This window comes from Actinomycetospora rhizophila (assembly GCF_042657905.1).
Classification (GTDB): Bacteria; Actinomycetota; Actinomycetes; order Mycobacteriales; family Pseudonocardiaceae; genus Actinomycetospora; species Actinomycetospora rhizophila.
Genome location: NZ_JBHSKG010000017.1, coordinates 52797 through 71087, shown reverse-complemented (window position 1 = coordinate 71087; position 18291 = coordinate 52797). Strand labels below are relative to the sequence as shown.

At 75.8% G+C, this 18291-nt stretch carries 16 protein-coding genes and 1 pseudogene; 14 read left to right on the top strand and 3 right to left on the bottom strand.

The window, feature by feature from the left end; translation table 11 throughout:
* The first annotated feature begins 66 nt into the window (after positions 1 to 66).
* The 3 genes from ACFPK1_RS25565 to prcA all read left to right on the top strand — a co-directional run bounded on the left by ACFPK1_RS25565 (position 67) and on the right by prcA (position 2100).
* The gene (locus ACFPK1_RS25565) at positions 67 to 261 is read left to right on the top strand and encodes a ubiquitin-like protein Pup (protein ID WP_337698589.1); all 195 of its coding nucleotides are present in this window, start codon (positions 67 to 69) and stop codon (positions 259 to 261) included.
* 137 nt (positions 262 to 398) lie between these two features.
* Positions 399 to 1232 carry a proteasome subunit beta gene (prcB, locus tag ACFPK1_RS25560; RefSeq protein WP_378023770.1) on the top strand — a complete coding sequence of 278 codons (834 nt, stop codon included), beginning with the start codon at positions 399 to 401 and terminating at the stop codon, positions 1230 to 1232.
* 49 nt (positions 1233 to 1281) lie between these two features.
* Positions 1282 to 2100 (top strand): proteasome subunit alpha, encoded by an 819-nt coding sequence (gene prcA / locus ACFPK1_RS25555; RefSeq protein ID WP_378023769.1) that lies wholly within the window; start codon positions 1282 to 1284, stop codon positions 2098 to 2100.
* A 34-nt stretch (positions 2101 to 2134) separates the two neighbouring features.
* On the opposite strand, the gene ACFPK1_RS25550 is transcribed toward prcA, so the two are convergent.
* A complete protein-coding gene (locus tag ACFPK1_RS25550) occupies positions 2135 to 3652 on the bottom strand; it encodes a diacylglycerol/lipid kinase family protein (RefSeq protein ID WP_378023768.1) in 1518 nt (505 codons plus the stop codon).
* Positions 3625 to 5175 carry a bifunctional phosphatase PAP2/diacylglycerol kinase family protein gene (locus ACFPK1_RS25545; RefSeq protein ID WP_378023767.1) on the bottom strand — a complete coding sequence of 517 codons (1551 nt, stop codon included), beginning with the start codon at positions 5173 to 5175 and terminating at the stop codon, positions 3625 to 3627. Before ACFPK1_RS25545 ends, ACFPK1_RS25550 begins: the two co-directional genes overlap by 28 nt.
* Positions 5176 to 5322: 147 nt before the next feature.
* Here ACFPK1_RS25545 and pafA point away from each other — a divergent pair, with 147 nt between their 5' ends.
* The 10 genes from pafA (at position 5323) to ACFPK1_RS25495 (ending at position 16400) form a co-directional block, all read left to right on the top strand.
* A complete protein-coding gene (pafA, locus tag ACFPK1_RS25540) occupies positions 5323 to 6681 on the top strand; it encodes a Pup--protein ligase (protein WP_274279480.1) in 1359 nt (452 codons plus the stop codon).
* A gap of 89 nt (positions 6682 to 6770) precedes the next feature.
* Complete coding sequence (locus ACFPK1_RS25535; protein WP_378023766.1) at positions 6771 to 8525, top strand: serine/threonine-protein kinase; 1755 nt, start codon at positions 6771 to 6773, stop codon at positions 8523 to 8525.
* 67 nt (positions 8526 to 8592) lie between these two features.
* The gene (locus ACFPK1_RS25530; RefSeq protein ID WP_378023765.1) at positions 8593 to 9576 is read left to right on the top strand and encodes a helix-turn-helix transcriptional regulator; all 984 of its coding nucleotides are present in this window, start codon (positions 8593 to 8595) and stop codon (positions 9574 to 9576) included.
* Positions 9573 to 10562 carry a helix-turn-helix transcriptional regulator gene (locus tag ACFPK1_RS25525; RefSeq protein ID WP_378023764.1) on the top strand — a complete coding sequence of 330 codons (990 nt, stop codon included), beginning with the start codon at positions 9573 to 9575 and terminating at the stop codon, positions 10560 to 10562. The genes ACFPK1_RS25530 and ACFPK1_RS25525 overlap by 4 nt, the downstream gene beginning before the upstream one ends.
* A gap of 215 nt (positions 10563 to 10777) precedes the next feature.
* Complete coding sequence (locus ACFPK1_RS25520) at positions 10778 to 11023, top strand: hypothetical protein (RefSeq protein ID WP_378023763.1); 246 nt, start codon at positions 10778 to 10780, stop codon at positions 11021 to 11023.
* Complete coding sequence (gene tatA / locus ACFPK1_RS25515; protein WP_378023762.1) at positions 11020 to 11289, top strand: Sec-independent protein translocase subunit TatA; 270 nt, start codon at positions 11020 to 11022, stop codon at positions 11287 to 11289. The genes ACFPK1_RS25520 and tatA overlap by 4 nt, the downstream gene beginning before the upstream one ends.
* Position 11290: 1 nt before the next feature.
* On the top strand, positions 11291 to 12304 hold the full coding sequence (tatC, locus tag ACFPK1_RS25510) for a twin-arginine translocase subunit TatC (protein WP_378023761.1): 1014 nt from the start codon (positions 11291 to 11293) through the stop codon (positions 12302 to 12304).
* A gap of 38 nt (positions 12305 to 12342) precedes the next feature.
* Positions 12343 to 15189, top strand: coding sequence for a DEAD/DEAH box helicase (locus tag ACFPK1_RS25505; protein WP_378023760.1), 2847 nt, complete (start codon positions 12343 to 12345; stop codon positions 15187 to 15189).
* A 3-nt stretch (positions 15190 to 15192) separates the two neighbouring features.
* Positions 15193 to 15996, top strand: coding sequence for a DUF4333 domain-containing protein (locus ACFPK1_RS25500; RefSeq protein WP_378023759.1), 804 nt, complete (start codon positions 15193 to 15195; stop codon positions 15994 to 15996).
* Entirely contained in the window at positions 15996 to 16400 is a 405-nt protein-coding gene (locus ACFPK1_RS25495; protein ID WP_378023758.1) for an MmcQ/YjbR family DNA-binding protein, read from the top strand. Before ACFPK1_RS25500 ends, ACFPK1_RS25495 begins: the two co-directional genes overlap by 1 nt.
* On the opposite strand, the gene ACFPK1_RS25490 is transcribed toward ACFPK1_RS25495, so the two are convergent.
* Positions 16397 to 17377, bottom strand: coding sequence for a 5'-3' exonuclease (locus ACFPK1_RS25490; protein ID WP_378023757.1), 981 nt, complete (start codon positions 17375 to 17377; stop codon positions 16397 to 16399). The two genes, ACFPK1_RS25495 and ACFPK1_RS25490, sit on opposite strands and share 4 nt — an antisense overlap.
* Before the next feature lie 114 nt (positions 17378 to 17491).
* Here ACFPK1_RS25490 and ACFPK1_RS25485 point away from each other — a divergent pair.
* Positions 17492 to 17953: pseudogene (locus tag ACFPK1_RS25485) on the top strand (FAD-dependent oxidoreductase); the annotation flags it as partial.
* Positions 17954 to 18291 lie beyond the last annotated feature (338 nt).

The following is an 18291-nucleotide window of genomic DNA, read 5'->3' as shown; positions in this document are numbered from 1 at the left end:
GCCCGCGATCTGTAGGGTTCGAAGGCGCAGTACCCCGTTGTGAGGAAAGACCCCGGGAGGCTAGCCATGGCGCAGGAACAGACCCAGCGGCAGGGCGGGGGCGACGACGGCGAGGGCAGCGAGGACAGCACCGCTGCCGGCCAGGAACGCCGCGAGAAGCTCGGTGAGGACGTCGACACGATCCTCGACGAGATCGACGACGTGCTCGAGGAGAACGCCGAGGACTTCGTCCGCGCGTACGTCCAGAAGGGCGGCCAGTAACCTCCCGGCGGAGTCAGGTACTCCGTCCGGCCTACAGACACCACGCCGCCCCCGTGGCCCGGTCATCCGGGTCCCGGGGGCGGTGTTCCATCCCCCGAACGCACCCCGCACCCACAGACCCCAGGAGCGCCCCACCGATGGAGCCCTCGTCGGCCCTGCCCCCGGCCTACTTCTCCGCCGGGACGGCCTCGTTCGTCGACTTCCTGCGGGAGGTCCGGCCCGACCTGCTCCCCGGGGCGGGCGCCCGCACCGTGACCGCCGAGCAGGCCGGCACGTCGGCCGTGCACGGCACCACGATCGTCGCCGCGACCTTCTCCGGCGGCGTCGCGATCGCGGGCGACCGGCGCGCGACGATGGGCAACCTCATCTCCTCGCGCGACATGCAGAAGGTCTACGTCACCGACGACTGGTCGGCGGCCGGGATCGCGGGCACGGCGGGGATGGCCGTCGAGGCGGTCCGGCTGTTCACCGTCGAGCTGCAGCACTACGAGAAGATCGAGGGCGTCCCGCTCACCTTCGACGGCAAGGCCAACAAGCTCGCCGGCATGGTGCGCGGCAACCTGGGCGCCGCCCTGCAGGGCCTGTCGTTCGTGCCGCTGTTCGTCGGCTTCGACGTCGACGCCGCCGACCCGGCCCGCGCCGGGCGCATCGTCTCCTACGACGTGGTCGGCAGCCGCAACGAGGAGAGCCACTACGCGGGCGTGGGCTCCGGCTCGCTGTTCGCGAAGTCGTCGCTGAAGAAGCGCCACGACCCGGAGGGCTCGCGGGACGACGTCGTCCGCGCCCTCGTCGAGGCGCTCTACGACGCCGCCGACGACGACACCGCCACCGGCGGCCCCGACACCATCCGCGGCATCAACCCGATCGTCGTGACGATCGACGCCGAGGGCGCGACGATGCTGGGCGACGACGAGGTCGGCGCGGTCGCCGACGCCGTCATCGCCGGGCGCCGCGAGCGCCCCGGCGGCTGACCGGCCCACCGACCCACCAGCACACGAGAGACCAGGAGCGCTCCCCGCCATGACGATGCCGTTCTACGCGTCGGTCGACCAGCTGATGCGCGACCGCTCCGACCTCGCGCGCAAGGGCATCGCGCGGGGCCGCAGCGTCGTCGTGCTGACCTTCGCCGGCGGCGTGCTGTTCGTGGCGGAGAACCGCTCGAACTCGCTGCGCAAGGTCTCGGAGATCTACGACGCGCTCGGGTTCGCCGCGGTCGGGCGCTACAACGAGTTCGAGAACCTGCGCACCGCCGGCATCCGCTTCGCCGACGTACGCGGCTACTCCTACGACCGCCGCGACGTCTCCGGGCGCTCGCTCGCCAACGCCTACGCCCAGATCCTCGGCGCGAGCTTCATCGAGCAGCAGAAGCCCTTCGAGGTCGAGCTCTGCGTCGCCGAGGTCGGCGAGACCCCGGACCGCGACAAGCTGTTCCGCATCACCTACGACGGCTCGATCTCCGACGAGCCGCGCTTCGTGGTCATGGGCGGCACCACCGAGCCGATCAGCGCGGCCCTGCGCTCGTCGTACGACGCCGAGCTGGACATGAGCGGCGCCCTGCGGATCGCCGTCGACGCCCTGCAGTCCGCGAACGGCAGCACCTCGGGCTCGGGGAGCACCGCCGGCAGCGACGACCGCACGCTGGGCGTCGACGCCCTCGAGGTGGCCGTGCTCGACCGCACCCGCCGGCCCCGCCGCGCCTTCCGGCGCATCACCGGCGCCGCCCTGGCCGGCCTGCTGCCCGCCGGCGACCGGGCGGACTCCTCCGACGACGCGCCCGCCGAGGACACGGGCGCCGGCGACGAGGTCTCCGGCGCGGGCGGCGCCGACCCTCAGGCCTAGCCTCGCGGCAAGCCGGTTCCAGTGGGCGCCCGGTCTACAGCTCCTGCGGCCGGTACACCGGGATCGCGCCCGGGGCGATCCGGAAGACGAAGCGGTCGGCGTCGGGCTGCACCTCGCCGTCGGTCGCCAGGCCGATCGGCGGTCCGACGACGCGCACCGAGAGCCGGGTGCGCGAGTGCGCGACGTACACGCGGCTGCGCGAGAGCGTGCCCGCCGCGACCGACACGACGAACCGGGTGCGGGAGAACGGCACGTCGGCGCGCAGGTAGCGCACGTCGAGCTTGCGCGCGTCGAGACGCGGGCGGAACAGCGGCGCCATCCCGCGGGGCTCGTAGCCCCCGTTGCCGACGAAGAGCAGCCAGATCGTGCGGCGCTTGCCGTCGAGCTCGACGACCAGCGGCGTCGCCTCCGCCAGCACCCGTACCAGCGCCATCGCCGCCGCGGGCCACTTGCCCCAGCGCTCCTCCCAGTCCTCGCGCAGCCGGACCATGTCGGGGTAGCCGCCGAGGCTCGCGGTGTTGACGAACGCGACGGAGCGGTCGGTGCCGTCGGCGGCGGAGATGTCGACGACGCCGACGTCCACGAGCACGGCCTCGCCGTCGCGGGCCGCGGCGAGCGCGGTGGGCGTGTCGTCGATGCCGACGTCGCGGGCGAAGTGGTTGAGGGTGCCCTCGGGCAGCACCATCAGCGGCACGCGCCGACGCTGGGCGAGCCCGGCGAGGGAGGCCACCGAGCCGTCGCCGCCGGCCACACCGATCGCCCGCGGCGCGAGGCCGTCGGCCGTCGGGCGGTCGAGGGCGGCCTCGACCTCCTCGACGAAGTCGATGCCCGGCTCGGGGACGATCACCTGGGCGCGGGGGAGCACCTCGTGGATCTCCGAGGGCGGCGCGGGCGGGAGGTCCCCCTCGGGCTCGTCGCCGACGCCGATCACCGGCGCCACGATCTGCGTGAGGGTCTCGAGCGGGCCCGGCGTCCCGGCCGAGCTGTTGGCGACGACCACGAGCCCCGAGCCGTCGCCGAGGGCGGGCGCGTCGCCGGCGGGGCGCGCGCGGGCGGGCGCGTGCCGCACCACCGGCCACCAGCGCCGGGTCAGCACCGCCACCCCGGCGCCCAGCGCGGCGCCGGCGACGACGTCGGACACCACGCGCTCCCCGAGGGCCACCCGGGCCGCCGACACGCCGACCGCCACCGGCGCGAGCGCCGCCCCGACGATCGGCGACTCCATCGCCGCCGCGGTGACGAAGGCCGACGAGGACGCGGCGTGCGCCGACGGGAAGCGCCGGCCCCACGGGCGGGCGCGCGGCAGCAGGGGCTTGGCCAGCGCGTGGGCGATCGCGGACGTGGCGGCGGCGGCCATCACCCCGCGGACGCCGGCGCGCCGGCGCGGCCCGCGGCCGGAGGCGAAGAGCCCGCCCGCCACGGCGGCCCAGAGCAGCCCGCGGTCGGCCGTGCGGTCCAGGCGGCGCATCCAGCGGGGCCCGGAGGGGGAGCGGAGCTCGGGCGGGATCCCGGGCGGGATGCCGGTCACCGCGCGGTCGCGCGATGCGGCCACAGCGACTCGTCACGGCGGTAGATCGGCACGGGGTGGTCGGCGACCCGGTAGCGCAGGCGCCGCCCGCGGCCCACGACCTCCCCGTCGGCGGCGACGTCCACCGGGCCGTCGAGCAGCTCGATGTCCAGCGATCGCATGGCGCTCTCCTGGTAGATCCTGTTGTGCCCGAGCACGCCGGTGGCGAGCGCGACGAACGCCCGCGCGCGGGCCAGCGGCCGGTCGGCGCGCAGGTAACGGACCTCCAGCACGCCGGTGTCGAGCCGGGGCCGGTACGACGGCACCATCCCGGTCGGCACGTAGGGCCCGTTGCCGACGAACAGCATCCACACCGACCGCTCGACCCCGTTGAGGCGGACACGGATGGGCCGGCTGCGCGCGAGCGTCACGAGCAGTGCGGCGACGGCCGAGGGCCATTTGCCCCACCAGCGCTGCTGCCACTTCTCGCGGAGGCGGACCATCTCGGGGTAGCCGCCGAAGGCCGAGGTGTTGACGAAGACGACGCGCTGCGGCTCCTGGCGGCCCTCGACGTCGACGTGGATCCGCAGCTCGCCGAGGTCGACCGCCACGGCCTCGCCCGCGCCGGTCGCGTCGATGGCCTCCTGGGTGTCGTAGACCCCGACGTCGCGCCCGAAGTGGTTCAGCGTCCCGGCCGGGACCAGGGCGAGCGGCAGGTCGAGGTCCTCGGCCACCCGGGCCGCGGCGGCCACCGAGCCGTCGCCGCCGGCGATGCCGACCGCCCGGGTGCCGGGCTCGCGGGCGGCGTCGATGAGCGTCTCGGCGAGGTCGGCACCGTCCTGGAGGCGCAGGACGCGGGCGCGGGGCAGCGCGGTGGTCAGCTCGTCGTAGGGGTCGACGCCCGCGCGCCCCGAGCGGCTGTTCACCAGGATCACCAGGCCCTCGCCCTCGGGCAGGGCCGGGGCGCCGGCGACGGGGCGGGCGGCGGCCTCGTCGATGTCGCGCACCGGCAGCCACCGCTTGGTGGCCAGCGCGGCGCCCGCGCCCAGGGCGACGCCGGCGGCGACGTCGCTGGTCCAGTGCACGCCCACGTGGATCCGGGAGTACGCGACGGTCGCGGCGAGGGGCACGACCCAGGTGGCGGCCTTCGGGCTCTCCATCGCCACGGCGGTGGCGAACGCGGCCGCCGAGGCGGCGTGCCCGGAGGGGAACGACGACGAGGTGGGCGGGTCGTCGAGGGAGCGGTAGGTGGGCAGCAGCTCCGCCGCGGGCCGCCGCCGGGGGACCAGGGGCTTGAGCACGCCGTTGGCGAGCAGGCTCGCGCCCGCGATCGCCAGCACCCCGCGCAGGCCCCCGCGCCGGGTGTGGCGGGTGCCGGCGGCGAGCGCCGCGGCCACGGCGAACCAGAGCTTGCTGTGATCGGCCGAGCGGCTCAGCGCGGCCAGCGCAGGGTCGGCGACCGAGTAGGGCAGGTGCCCGATCGCCGTGGTGATCCGGCAGTCCTGCTCGTTGACGTCCGCGAGGCGCCGCCTGCTGCCCCGGGCGCCCTGGCGCACCCGCCGACCCACGCCGCGTGAGATGTCCGATGCGAGTTCTCGTGCCGGGAGCGCCACGACGCCGACCGTAGTGATCGGGGGTGGACGGCTCGTGACGGCGGGTGACCCGGAGCGTCGGAGAGGCCTCATCCGGCCCGTCGCTGGCTTAGGGTGGTGCCCATGCAGCGGAGGATTTACGGGGTCGAGACCGAGTTCGGTGTCACCTGCACCTTCCACGGCCAGCGGCGCCTCTCGCCCGACGAGGTGGCCCGCTACCTGTTCCGCCGGGTCGTGTCCTGGGGACGGTCGTCGAACGTGTTCCTCCGCAACGGCTCGCGGCTCTACCTCGACGTCGGCAGCCACCCCGAGTACGCCACCGCGGAGTGCGACTCGCTGACCCAGCTCGTCGCCCACGACAAGGCGGGCGAGCGGATCCTCGAGGACCTCCTGCTCGACGCCGAGCGCCGCCTCGCCGACGAGGGCATCGGCGGCGACATCTTCCTGTTCAAGAACAACACCGACTCGGCGGGCAACTCCTACGGCTGCCACGAGAACTACCTCGTCGGCCGGTCGGGCGAGTTCTCGCGCATCGCCGACGTCCTGCTGCCCTTCCTCGTCACGCGCCAGCTCATCGCGGGCGCCGGCAAGGTGCTGCAGACCCCGCGGGGTGCGGTGTTCTGCCTGTCGCAGCGCGCCGAGCACATCTGGGAGGGCGTCTCGTCGGCGACCACCCGGTCGCGCCCGATCATCAACACCCGCGACGAGCCGCACGCCGACGCCGAGCGCTACCGGCGCCTGCACGTCATCGTCGGCGACTCGAACATGTCCGAGGTCACCACGCTGCTCAAGGTGGGCACCACCCACCTGGTGCTCGAGATGATCGAGCAGGGCGTGCAGTTCCGGGACTTCACGCTCGACAACCCGATCCGCGCCATCCGCGAGATCAGCCACGACCTCTCCGGGCGCCGCCCGGTCCGCCTGGCCGGTGGCCGCGAGGCGAGCGCGCTGGACATCCAGCGCGAGTACCACGCGCGCGCCGTCGAGCACGTGGCGCGCCGCGGGTCCGACCCGGTGACCGACCGGGTGGTCGAGCTCTGGGGCCGCACGCTCGACGCCGTCGAGCGCCAGGACCTCTCGCTCATCGACCGCGAGATCGACTGGGCGATCAAGCACCGGCTGGTCCAGCGCTACCGCTCGCGCAACGACCTCGGCCTGTCGAGCCCCCGCGTGGCCCAGCTCGACCTCGCCTACCACGACATCCGGCGCGGCCGCGGCGTGTTCGACCTGCTGCAGCGCAAGGACATGGTCGACCGCGTCACCGACGACGGCGAGATCGAGGCGGCCAAGGACACCCCGCCCCAGAGCACCCGGGCCAAGCTGCGCGGTGACTTCATCGCGGCCGCCCAGGCCGCAGGGAGGGACTTCACAGTGGATTGGGTGCACCTCAAACTGAACGACCAGGCCCAGCGAACCGTCCTCTGCAAGGACCCCTTCCGCGCCGTCGACGAACGGGTGGACCGGCTGATCGCGACCTTGTAACCGAGGCCACGTCGGCGGCGTGCGTCGAGGGCGCACGAGGTAACCACGGACGCACTGACCGACGACGCCGAGGACGGCACGAGAACGCGATGCAGCACCAGCCCCGCACTTCCCGCCTGCACGGCCCCGTCGCGGCGCCGAGCACGCTCCACGACGCCACGCCGGCCCCGGTCGACACGTCGGTCGTGGGCACGGTGCTCGGCGGGCGCTACCGGATCGGGGAGTGCATCGGCGCCGGGGCCATGGGGGTGGTCTTCACCGCCTGGGACCGCCGGCTGCGACGCACGGTGGCGATCAAGCAGCTCGCCGCCCGCGGGTACCGCGACGCCACCGAGGAGCGGGTCGCCCGCGCCCGGGCCATGCGCGAGGGCCGCATCGCCGCCCGCGTCGTGCACCCGCGCGCGATCGCGGTGTTCGACGTGGTGGTGGATGACGCCGGCCCCTGGCTCGTCATGGAGTACCTGCCCTCGCGCTCGCTGGCCGCGGTGCTCGCCGAGCAGGGGCCGCTCGCCCCGGCGGAGGCCGCGTGGATCGGCGCCCAGGTGGCCGAGGCCCTCGGCGCGGTGCACGAGGCGGGCATCGTCCACGGCGACATCAAGCCCGGCAACGTCCTGATCACCGACGAGGGCGTCGCCAAGATCACCGACTTCGGGGTCTCGCGCGCCACGTGGGACACCACGTCCACCGGCGGCGGCATGGTGGCCGGCACGCCGGGCTACTTCGCCCCCGAGGTCGCGCGCGGCGGCGACCCCTCGCCCGCCTCCGACGTGTTCTCCCTGGGCGCCACCCTCTACGCCGCCGTGGAGAACCAGCTGGTCTGCGGGCAGCACGACAACACGCTCGCCGTCCTGCACGCGATGGCCGAGGGCAGGCTGCGCCCGGCGGAGCGCGCCGGGGTGCTCGGGCGCCCGCTCGCCGCGATGCTGCGCCTCGACCCGGCCCACCGGCCCGCGGTCGGCGCCGTCGAGCGCGCCCTGCGGTCGCGCGCCGGCACGACGCCGTTCATCCCGGCGCCCGTGACCGCCGCGGCGGACCCCGAGGACCCGGAGGCGGCCGACGTCGCCGTCCCCGCCCCGCGCCCGACCGGCACCGCCGACCTGCCCCTCGGGGCGGCCCTCGCGGCGGAGGCGCCCGGCGCCGCCCGCGACGGGATCGATCACGAACCGCCTGTGCCGGCGGCCGACGCCCACCGGATCAGCGGCCCGTCCGCCGCCGGCGCGGCGTCGTCGCTGGCCCGTCCCGGGGCGGCCGCCGCGCCGCCCCGCCCGGCCGGCGCCGGCTCCGACCGCAGCCGCCCGTCACGCCGGCCCTCACGCCGGCGGCTCGCCGCCATCGCCGCGGCGTCGGCGGTCGTGCTCGGCGACGGCACCGGCGCCGCGCTGGCCGCCACGGCCGGCAGCGGCACGGTCGCGGCGCCGACCCCGTCGGTGGCCGCCCCGACCTCCGCGGCCCCCGCCTCGGCGCCGTCGGCGGACGCCCTCCCGCCGCCCACCGTCGCGGCGCCGCTGTCGCCCGCCGACCCCACCCCGCCGGGCGACCCGGCCGCCGTCGTCGTCGACTACTACGCCGCCCTGCCCGGCGACCTCGACCGCGCCTGGAGCCGGCTCTCGGAGCGGGCGCAGGACGACTCGGGCGGGTACGACGGCTACCAGCGGTTCTGGTCGGGGATCCGCGAGGTGCGGACGTCGAACGTCGCGGTGCGCGGCGACACCGTCACCGCCGACATCGAGTTCGTCACCGCGAGCGGGCGGACCAGCCGCGAGAACTACCGCTTCGAGGTCGACCAGGACGACGACGGCCAGGTGCGCATCCAGCGCGCCCAGCGCGGCAGCGACTCGAGCTGAGCCACCGGGCCCGGCGCGCCGGGCCCGGCGTTCGAACACCTGGGCGAGGGCTCGGTAGGCTCACCCCGTGACGACCAGCCCGTCCGCGCGCGCCGAACGCCTGGTCAACCTGGTGCTCTGCCTGCTCTCGACGCGCCAGTACCTCAGCGCCGAGCGGATCCGCGCCACGGTGCCCGGCTACGCGGACGCCGCCTCCGACGAGGCGTTCTTCCGGATGTTCGAGCGCGACAAGGCCGAACTGCGCGAGCTCGGGGTGCCGCTCGAGACCGGGCGGTCGGGGCTCGCCGAGCCCGTCGACGGCTACCGCATCGCCCGCGGCGACTACGAGCTGCCCGACATCGACCTCGCGCCCGACGAGGCCACCGCGGTCGCGCTGGCCGCCCGGCTGTGGGACTCCCCGGCGCTCGCGGGCGCGGCGCGCTCGGCGCTGCAGAAGCTCCGGGCGGCCGGGATCGCGGTCGACCCGGACGCCGCGTCGGCCGTGCAGCCGCGCCTGCAGGCCGCGGAGCCGGCGTTCGCGCCGCTGCTGGCGGCCAGCCGGGCGGGGCGCGTCGTCACCTTCACCCACCGGTCCAACCCCACCGCCGAGGCCCGCACCCGCACCGTCGAACCCTGGGGCGTCGTCTCGTGGCGCGGGCGCTGGTACCTCGTCGGGCACGACCGCGACCGCCTCGACGTGCGCTGCTTCCGGCTCTCGCGCATCGGCGACGACGTGCGCGCGATCGGGGCGCGCGGGGCGGTCACCCCGCCCGCGGGCGTCGACCTCGTCGCCCTGGTCGCCGCGTCCGCCGGACCGCCGCCGCCGTCGGGCACGGCGCGCATCCGGCTCGTGCCCGGGCGGGCCCAGGGCCTGCGGCGGGGGTCGCGACCGGACCCGGGGGGCGACCCGGACGTCGTCGAGATCGACCTGTCGCGCGTCGACACCGCGGCCCGGTGGGTGGCCGCGTACGGGCCCGACGCCGTCGTCCTCGAGCCGCCGGAGCTGCGCAAGGCCGTGGTGGCGCTGCTGCGGGGGACGCTGGCCACCGTCGACGCGGGGGACGCCCGATGACCGCCGGGGTGTCCGAGCGGCTGCCACGCCTGCTCACGCTCGTGCCCTACCTGCTGGCGCGTCCCGGGATCGCCGTGGCCGAGGCGGCGGCGGACTTCGGGGTGCCCGAGGCCCAGCTGCGCCGCGACCTCGAACTCCTGTGGATGTGCGGGCTGCCCGGCTACGGGCCGGGCGACCTGGTCGACCTGTCGTTCGAGGGCGACACGGTGACGGTGACGTTCGACGCCGGCATGCGCCGCCCGCTGCGCCTCTCGGGCGCCGAGGCCGCCACCCTCGCCGTCGCGCTGCGCGCGCTGGCCGACGCCCCCGGCATGGTGGACGCCGACGCCGTGCAGCGGGCGCTGGCGAAGATCGAGGACGCCGCGGGCAAGGTGGGCGCCGCGCACGCCGACGCCGCGGAGCCGGTCGGCGAGGGCGTGGCCGTCGGGCTGGGGCGCCGGCCCGGGCGCGCCGAGGACGAGGTGCGCCGGGCCGTGGAGACGGGGCGGGCGCTGCGCCTGACCTACTACTCGGCGTCCCGCGACGCGGTCGGGCGGCGCGTGGTCGACCCGATGCGCCTGCTGCTCGTCGACGCCTCCGCCTACCTGGAGGCGTGGTGCCGGCGCGCCGAGGGTGTGCGGCTGTTCCGGCTCGACCGGGTCGACGACGCCGAGGTCCTCGACGAGCCCTCCGCCCCGCCGCCGGGTGCGCGGGGCCGCGAGGGGTCGGGGGAGGACCTGCTGCGCCCGGACGACGGCGCGCACGTCGCGGCGCTCGTGCTGCACCCGGCGGCCCGCTGGGTGGCGGAGTACTACCCCGTCGAGGACCTGCACGCCGACGACGACGGCTCCGCCCGCGTGACGATGCGCTACGGCGACCGCGACTGGATGGTGCGCATGCTGCTGGGCCTGGGCGACGCCGTCGAGGTCCTGGCACCGCCGGACCTCGTCGAGGCCCGCCGGGCCCGCGCGCGCGAGGCGCTGGCGGCGTACGGCGAGGACGACTGACCCGCCGGCTCCTCGGCGAGCGGCACGTTCGGCAGGCCGGCGCGCCTGTCGATCATGCGCGACGTGCCCCTCGGGGCATCGGCGTGTCGCGCACCGAGCGTGTGGCGATCCTGGCGTGAGACGGCGGCAACGCCGCATCGCTCGCACCGGGAGGCCGCCCGAGCCCCGCGCGGGCGTTCACCGTGCGGTCACCCGCCCCGGATAGGGTCGGGCGCGTGCCGTACCTGTGGAGCGTCGTCGCGGTGCTCGCCGCGCTGGTCGGGCTCGGGCTCGTGGTGGTCACGCTGCTCGGGCCGGTCAAGCGGTTCGGGCTCGTCGCGAGCGTGGCGCGCGAGCAGCTCGGCCGCGACGCCGTGCTGCTCAACGCCCGGGTGGCGGCGCTCAAGGTCCGTCTCGGCGAGCGTCGGGGTGCCGGTCGCACGCGTAGCATCAGCGGCACCGTGGAAGGAGCCACACCGTGAGCGAATGGGTCATCGTCGCGATCGTCGGCGTGGTGCTGCTGTTCAGCGCCAAGAAGCTGCCCGACATGGCGCGTGGGCTGGGTCAGTCGATGCGCATCTTCAAGGCCGAGACGCGGGGTCTGCGCGAGGACGAGAAGGCCGGCCAGGGTACCGCCGAGCCGCAGGCCCCGGGACGCGCGCTGGACGAGGGGTCGAGCACGACCAACGGCACGACCGGCCCCAAGGACGACACCCCGGCCACGCGCCCGGGCTCCACCTCGTCCTGAGGTGACGGCTCCCGGGTCCCGCGCCCGGTGGTGGCGCAGCCTGCGCTGGCCCGGAACGCGTCGTCGGGCCAACCCCGACGGCACGATGACGCTCGTCGAGCACATCTACGAGCTGCGACGCCGCCTCGCCATCGCCCTGCTGGCCGTCGCGGTCGGCACGGTGCTCGGCTTCATCTGGTACACCGGCCACCCCTTCGGGCTGCCCTCGCTGGGCCAGATCCTCACCGACCCGTACTGCGCGCTGCCCCCGGCCAACCGGGTCCAGATCGGCGGGGGCGACGAGTGCCGCCTCGTCGCGTTCGGGGTGTTCGAGCAGTTCGTGCTGCGCCTGCAGGTCGCGGCGACCGCCGGCGCACTGCTCTCGAGCCCGGTCTGGTTCGCCCAGATCTGGGGCTTCATCACGCCCGGGCTGTACGCGAAGGAGAAGCGCTTCGCGTACACGTTCGTCACCGCCGCGGTGGTGCTGTTCACCGCCGGCGCCGTCCTCGCCTACTTCGTGGTGACCCAGGCGCTGCAGTTCCTGTTCACCATCGGCGGTGACGTCCAGGCCACCGTCCTGCGCGGGTCGGACTACTTCAGCCTGCTGCTCGCCCTGCTGATCATCTTCGGCGTGAGCTTCGAGCTCCCGCTGCTGGTCATCATGCTCAACCGCGTCGGCGTGGTCGCCTACGAGCAGCTCAAGCGCTGGCGCCGGGGCCTGATCTTCGGTCTTTTCGTCTTCGCCGCGCTGGCGACCCCCGGCCAGGACCCGATCTCGATGCTCGCCCTGGGCGTCTCGCTGGTGCTGCTGCTGGAGTTCGCGATCCAGGTGGCGCGGGTGCACGACAAGCGCGCCGCGCGGCGGCGTCTCGAGCAGGGCTGGGACGGCCTGGATCCCGACCAGCCCTCCCCGCTGGACGACCGGCTCGGGTCGACGACACCGGCCGCGAGCCCCGCCCCGCGCATCCGGCCGGTGACGCCGCCCCCCGCCGACCGGGGCAACGACGGGTCCGCCGACCGGTGGGACGTCACCTGAGCCAGCGGCACGTCGCCCCGATGTGTCAGTGTGGGTAGGTGGCCACTCGCTCTCCCGCCGAGGCCTACGAGCAGGCTCGCACCCGCTCCGCCCACCCCGAGCTCAGCCGCTTCACCACGCAGCTCTCCTTCGAGCTCGACGACTTCCAGCGCCGGTCGTGCCTGGCCCTCGAGCAGGGCCACGGGGTGCTGGTGTGCGCCCCGACGGGCGCCGGCAAGACGGTCGTCGGCGAGTTCGCCGTGCACCTGGCGCTGGCCCGCGGGCAGAAGTGCTTCTACACGACGCCGATCAAGGCGCTGTCCAACCAGAAGTACGCCGACCTCGTCGAGCGCCACGGCGCCGACGCCGTCGGGCTGCTGACCGGCGACGCGGCGATCAACGGCTCGGCCCCCGTGGTGGTCATGACCACCGAGGTGCTGCGCAACATGCTCTACGCCGAGTCGTCGGCGCTCGAGGGCCTGGCGTACGTCGTGATGGACGAGGTGCACTACCTCGCCGACCGCTTCCGCGGCGCCGTGTGGGAGGAGGTCATCCTCCACCTGCCCGAGCACGTGCAGATCGCGTCGCTGTCGGCGACGGTGAGCAACGCCGAGGAGTTCGGCGACTGGCTGGTGACCGTCCGCGGCGACACCACGGTCGTCGTCGACGAGACGCGCCCGGTGCCGCTGTGGCAGCACATGGTGGTCGGGCACCGCATGTTCGACCTGTTCGCCGAGGAGCGCCGCGGCAGCACCGCCGCGCTGAAGGTCGACCCCACGCTCGTGCGGGCCGTCGCCGAGGTCGACCGCGGCCCCTCGCTGCGGGGCGGCCGGTCGCGGTCGGGCCCGCCCGGACGCGGTGGCGACCGGCGCGGCGGACCGGGCCGGCGGCAGGGTCCGCCCGGCCGGGGCGGGCCGTCGGGGTTCCGCCCGCCCTCGCGGGTCGACGTCATCGAGCGCCTCGACGCCGCGGGGCTGCTGCCCGCCATCACCTTCATCTTCAGCCGGGCCGGGTGCGACGCGGCGGTCACGCAGTGCGTGCGCTCGGGCCTGCGCCTCACCGGCCCCGACGACGTCGCCGTGATCCGCGAGGTCGTCGAGCGGCGCACGGCGGGGCTGCCGGACGCCGACCTCGAGGTCCTGGGCTACTGGGAGTGGCGCGAGGGCCTCGAGCGCGGCGTCGCGGCCCACCACGCCGGGATGCTGCCGGCGTTCAAGGAGACCGTCGAGGAGCTGTTCGTCCGCGGCCTGGTCCGGGCGGTGTTCGCCACCGAGACCCTCGCGCTCGGCATCAACATGCCCGCGCGCACGGTCGTGCTCGAGAAGCTCGTGAAGTACAACGGCGAGGCGCACGTCGAGCTGACGCCGGGGGAGTACACGCAGCTCACGGGACGTGCCGGGCGCCGCGGCATCGACGTCGAGGGCCACGCGGTGGTCGTGTGGACACCGGGCGTCGACCCCGAGCAGGTCGCGGGCCTCGCCTCGACCCGCACCTACCCGCTGCGCTCGTCGTTCCGCCCCGGCTACAACATGGCCGTCAACCTCGTCGACCGCCTCGGCGTGGAGGACGCCCGCGAGCTGCTGGAGCAGTCGTTCGCGCAGTTCCAGGCCGACCGCAGCGTCGTCGGGCTGGCCAAGCGCCTGGAGCGCAACCGCGAGGCCCTCGCGGGCTACGCCGAGGCCGCCGGCGGGCACTCGGGCGAGGAGAAGGACTTCCACGCCTTCTCCGAGTACATGGACCTGCGGCGACGCGTCTCCGAGCGCGAGAAGGTCCTCTCCCGGCAGGGCCGCTCGGCGCAGAAGGCCGAGGCCGCGGCGTCGCTCGAGGCCCTGCGCCCCGGCGACGTCATCGCGGTGCCCGGGGGCAAGCGGGCCGGCCTCGCCGTGGTCCTCGACCCCGGCGTCGACCGCAGCCCCCGGGGCCAGGAGCCCCGCCCGCTCGTGCTCACCGAGGACCGGTGGGCGGGCCGGCTCTCGCTCGCCGACTTCCCCGAGCCGGTCGCGGCGCTCGGCTCGATGAAGCTGCCCCGCAAGCTCGACCACCGCGTGCCCCGCCTGCGCCGCGACCTCGCCAACGCCCTGCGCGAGACCGGCATCGAGCCGCCGCTGCGCAACGGGTCGGCCCGCCGGCGGCGCGGCGCGGCGGACAACGAGGACGGCGAGCTCGCCGCCCTGCGCCGTGCCCTGCGCTCCCACCCCTGCCACGGGCTGGCTGACCGCGACGAGCGCGCGCGCTGGTACGAGCGCCACCAGCGCCTCCAGCGCGAGACCGAGCAGCTGCAGTCGCGGGTGCGCTCGACGACGCACTCGCTGGCCCGGAACTTCGACCGCATCCGCGGGCTGCTCACCGAGCGCGGCTACCTCGACGACGCCCCCGACGCCGAGCAGGACGTCACCGCCGACGGGCGCCGGCTCTCGCGGCTGTGGGGGGAGTCCGACCTGCTCGTCGCCGAGTGCCTGCGCCAGCGGATCTGGCGCGGGCTCGGGCCCGCCGAGATCGCCGCGGTCGCGTCGTCGCTGGTCTACGACAGCCGCCGCGACGACGGCGGCGTGCCGCGGGTGCCCGACGACGCGGCCACCGCCGTCGACGGCACCGTGCGGCTCTGGCAGGACCTCGTCGGCGACGAGCGCCGCCACCACCTCGACCGCACCCGCGAGCCCGACCTCGGGTTCGCCTGGCCGGTGCACCGCTGGGTCCGGGGCGATTCACTCGCCACGGTGCTCGACGGGGCCCGCTCGCACGGCACCGAGCTCTCCGCGGGAGACTTCGTGCGCTGGTGCCGCCAGGTCGTCGACCTGCTGGACCAGATCCGCGCGGTCGCGGGCACCGACGACACCGTCGGGCGCGCCGCCGCCGACGCGGTCCGCGCCATCCGGCGGGGTGTCGTCGCCGTGGGGGAGGGCTGAGCAGTGTCCGAGCCGGACGATCCCGCCCGGTCGCCCTGGGCGCCGCCGAACGCGGGGTCCGGTGAGGGCACGACCCGGGAAGGACCGTCGGCGACGCCGCCGGAGGGGCAGCAGGCCCCGCCGTCGACCGGCACGCACTACGACGCCCCCGCCGACGCCGGTACCCAGCAGTACACCCTCCCGCCGGGGTACGGTCCGCCACCGGGCCACGGTGGCCCGCTGCCGGGCTACGGGCAGCAGCCCGGGTACGGGCAGCAGCCCGGGTACGGGCAGCAGCCCGGATACGGGCAGCAGGCTCCCTACGGCCAGCAGGCTCCCTACGGCCAGCAGCCCCCGTACGGCCAGCAGGCCCCCTACGGCCAGCAGCCCCCACCGGGCACCGCGGTCTGGGCACCGCCCGGGGCCGGCCACCCCGGACCGCAGACCGGCTGGGGGCAGCCCGGGCCCGGGTGGGGCGGGCCGTACCCGCCGCGGCAGCGCCGGCCCTTCCCCTGGAAGGTCGTCGGCATCGTCGTCGGGGCCCTGCTGCTGATCGCCCTGATCGTCGTGGGCCTGCTGGCGTTCGTGGTCGGCCCGCGCTTCGCCCGGGTCGACGTCCTCGACGCCGACGCCGTCGCGCAGGGCGTGACGCGGGTGGTCACCGAGGACTGGCGGCGCCAGATCACCGGCGTCTCGTGCCCGTCGGACCAGGAGGTCCGGCCCGGCGTCCGGTTCACGTGCTCGGCCACCGTCGACGGGCGCCCGGTCCAGGTGCCGGTGCAGGTGGTCGACGCCGAGGGCACGTACTCGGTCGGCCAGCCCCGCTGATGGCCACGCTCGACGACGTCCGGCGTCTCGCGCTGGCCCTGCCGCGCACCGACGAGAAGGTCTCGTGGGGGTCGGCGAACTGGCGGGTGTCGTCGAAGAGCTTCGTCTGGGAGCGCCCGCTGCGCCGTGCCGACGAGGCCGCGCTCGAGGCCGCCGGGGTACCGCTGCCCGAGGGCGACGTGCTGGGCGTGCGGGTCGCCGACGAGGGCGTCAAGCACGCGCTGATCGCCGACGACCCCGCCATCTACTTCACGACCCCGCACTTCGACGGCTACGCCGCGGTGCTCGTGCGGCTCGAGCGCCTCGGCGCCGACGAGCTGCGCGAGCTCGTCGAGGAGGCATGGCTGCAGCGCGCGCCGAAGACGGTCGCGGCGGCGTGGCTCGCCGAGCAGCAGGACCGCTAGGGCGCGTCCTCGCCCTTCAGCGCCGCGACGAGCCGGTCGACCGAGCCCGTGAGGTTCCAGCGCTCGGCGAGCTCGGCGAGCTTGTCGGTGTCCACCGGGTCGTGGGGGAGGGTGCGGCGCTCGCCGGTCCAGTCGAGGGGCGCGTCGGGGGCGACCCGCACGACCTCCGGGGCCTTGACGAGGTACTCGCCGGCCTTCGCCATCTTGGCGCGCACCGCCGAGGACATGCGGGTGTCGGACCGGTCGAGGACGGCGGCCACCATCTCGTCCCACGACCCGAACTTCGACACCACCTGCGCCGCGGTCTTCTCCCCGATCCCCGCCACGCCCGGCAGGCCGTCGGAGGGGTCGCCGCGCAGCATCGCCATCTCGGCGTAGCCGTCGCCGGCCCGGGCGACCGGCACGCCGTAGCGCGCGGCGACGTCCTCGGGGCCGTAGAGCTCGTACTTCGACACCCCGCGGGCGATGTAGACGATCCGCACCGGGCTGGGCTCGTCGCGCACGAGCTGGAGCAGGTCGCGGTCGCCGCTGACCACCTCGATGGCGTCCGTCTTCTCGGTGGCGCACAGCGTGCCGATGACGTCGTCGGCCTCGTAGCCCTCGGCGCCCGCGGTGGGGATCCCGGCGGCGGCGAGGACCTCGAGGATGATCTCCACCTGCGGCCCGAGCTCGGGCGGGGCGGCCTCGGCGTCGGGCGCGCCGCCGACGGGGGAGGACGGGTCGCCCATCGACGGGTCCACGCGGTGCGCCTTGTACGACGGGATGGCACGTACCCGGAACGCCGGGCGCCAGTCGCGGTCGAGGCACGCGACCACGGCCCCGGGCCGGCGGCCGCGCACGAGGCGGGCGACCATGTCGCAGAACCCCCGCGCGGCGTTCACCGGCGTGCCGTCCTCGGCGGTCAGCGTGGCGGGCACCCCGTAGAAGGCCCGGAACCACAGGCTGGCCGAGTCGAGCAGCATCACCGGCGCGTCCATGGTCCGAAGCCTCCCACGTGCCCCTCGGCGTACGGCTGACCGCCGACGGTCACGGAGCTTGACGGCTCGGCCCCACGGGAGTGCCCTGGTCCCGGAGAGCACCCGGGAGCCGCCATGGACACCGTCGTCGTCGGCGCAGGACCCACGGGGCTCGTCAGCGCCGTCGCGCTGGCCCGCCGCGGCCACCGCGTGGCGCTGGTCGACAACGACCCGGGCCCGCGCGACGCCGAGCACTGGTCACGGCGCGGGGTGATGCAGTTCCACCACCCGCACGGGTTCCGGCCCCAGGCCGTCGACGTGATCCGCGCGGAGGTGCCCGAGGCGTTCGACGCCCTGCTCGCCGCGGGCGCCGAGCCGTTCGCCCCGCCGGGGTCGGGCGACGCCGACGGTGTCCCGCCGGGCTCGGGCCTGCGCTGCCGCCGGATGGTCGTGGAGCGCGAGCTGCGCCGCGTCGCCGAGGACGAGCCCGGGCTGACGCGGGTGCGCGCGCGGGCCGACGCCGTGCTCGCCGACCGGGACCGCGCGACCGGGGTGGGGCTGCGGGAGCGGACGCTCCGCGCCGACCTCGTCCTGGTCGCCACCGGGCGCACCGCCACCCTCGCCGAGGGCCTGCGGGCGCCCGCCGACGCCACCGACTGCGGCCTCGCCTACGTCTCGCGCCAGTACCGCCTGCGCCCGGGGGCGGAGCCGGGGCCGGTGACCTCGCCGATCGGGGCGGTCGCGATGCACGCCGGCTACGTCGTCATCGTCTTCACCCACGACGCGGGCACCTTCTCGACGCTGATCGCCCGCCCGAGCGCCGACCGCCGCCTGGCCGACCTGCGCCACGAGGCCGCCTGGGCCGCCGCGGTCGCCGCGATCCCGCTGCTCGCGGTCTGGTGCGACCCGGACCGGTCGGTGCCGATCTCGCCGGT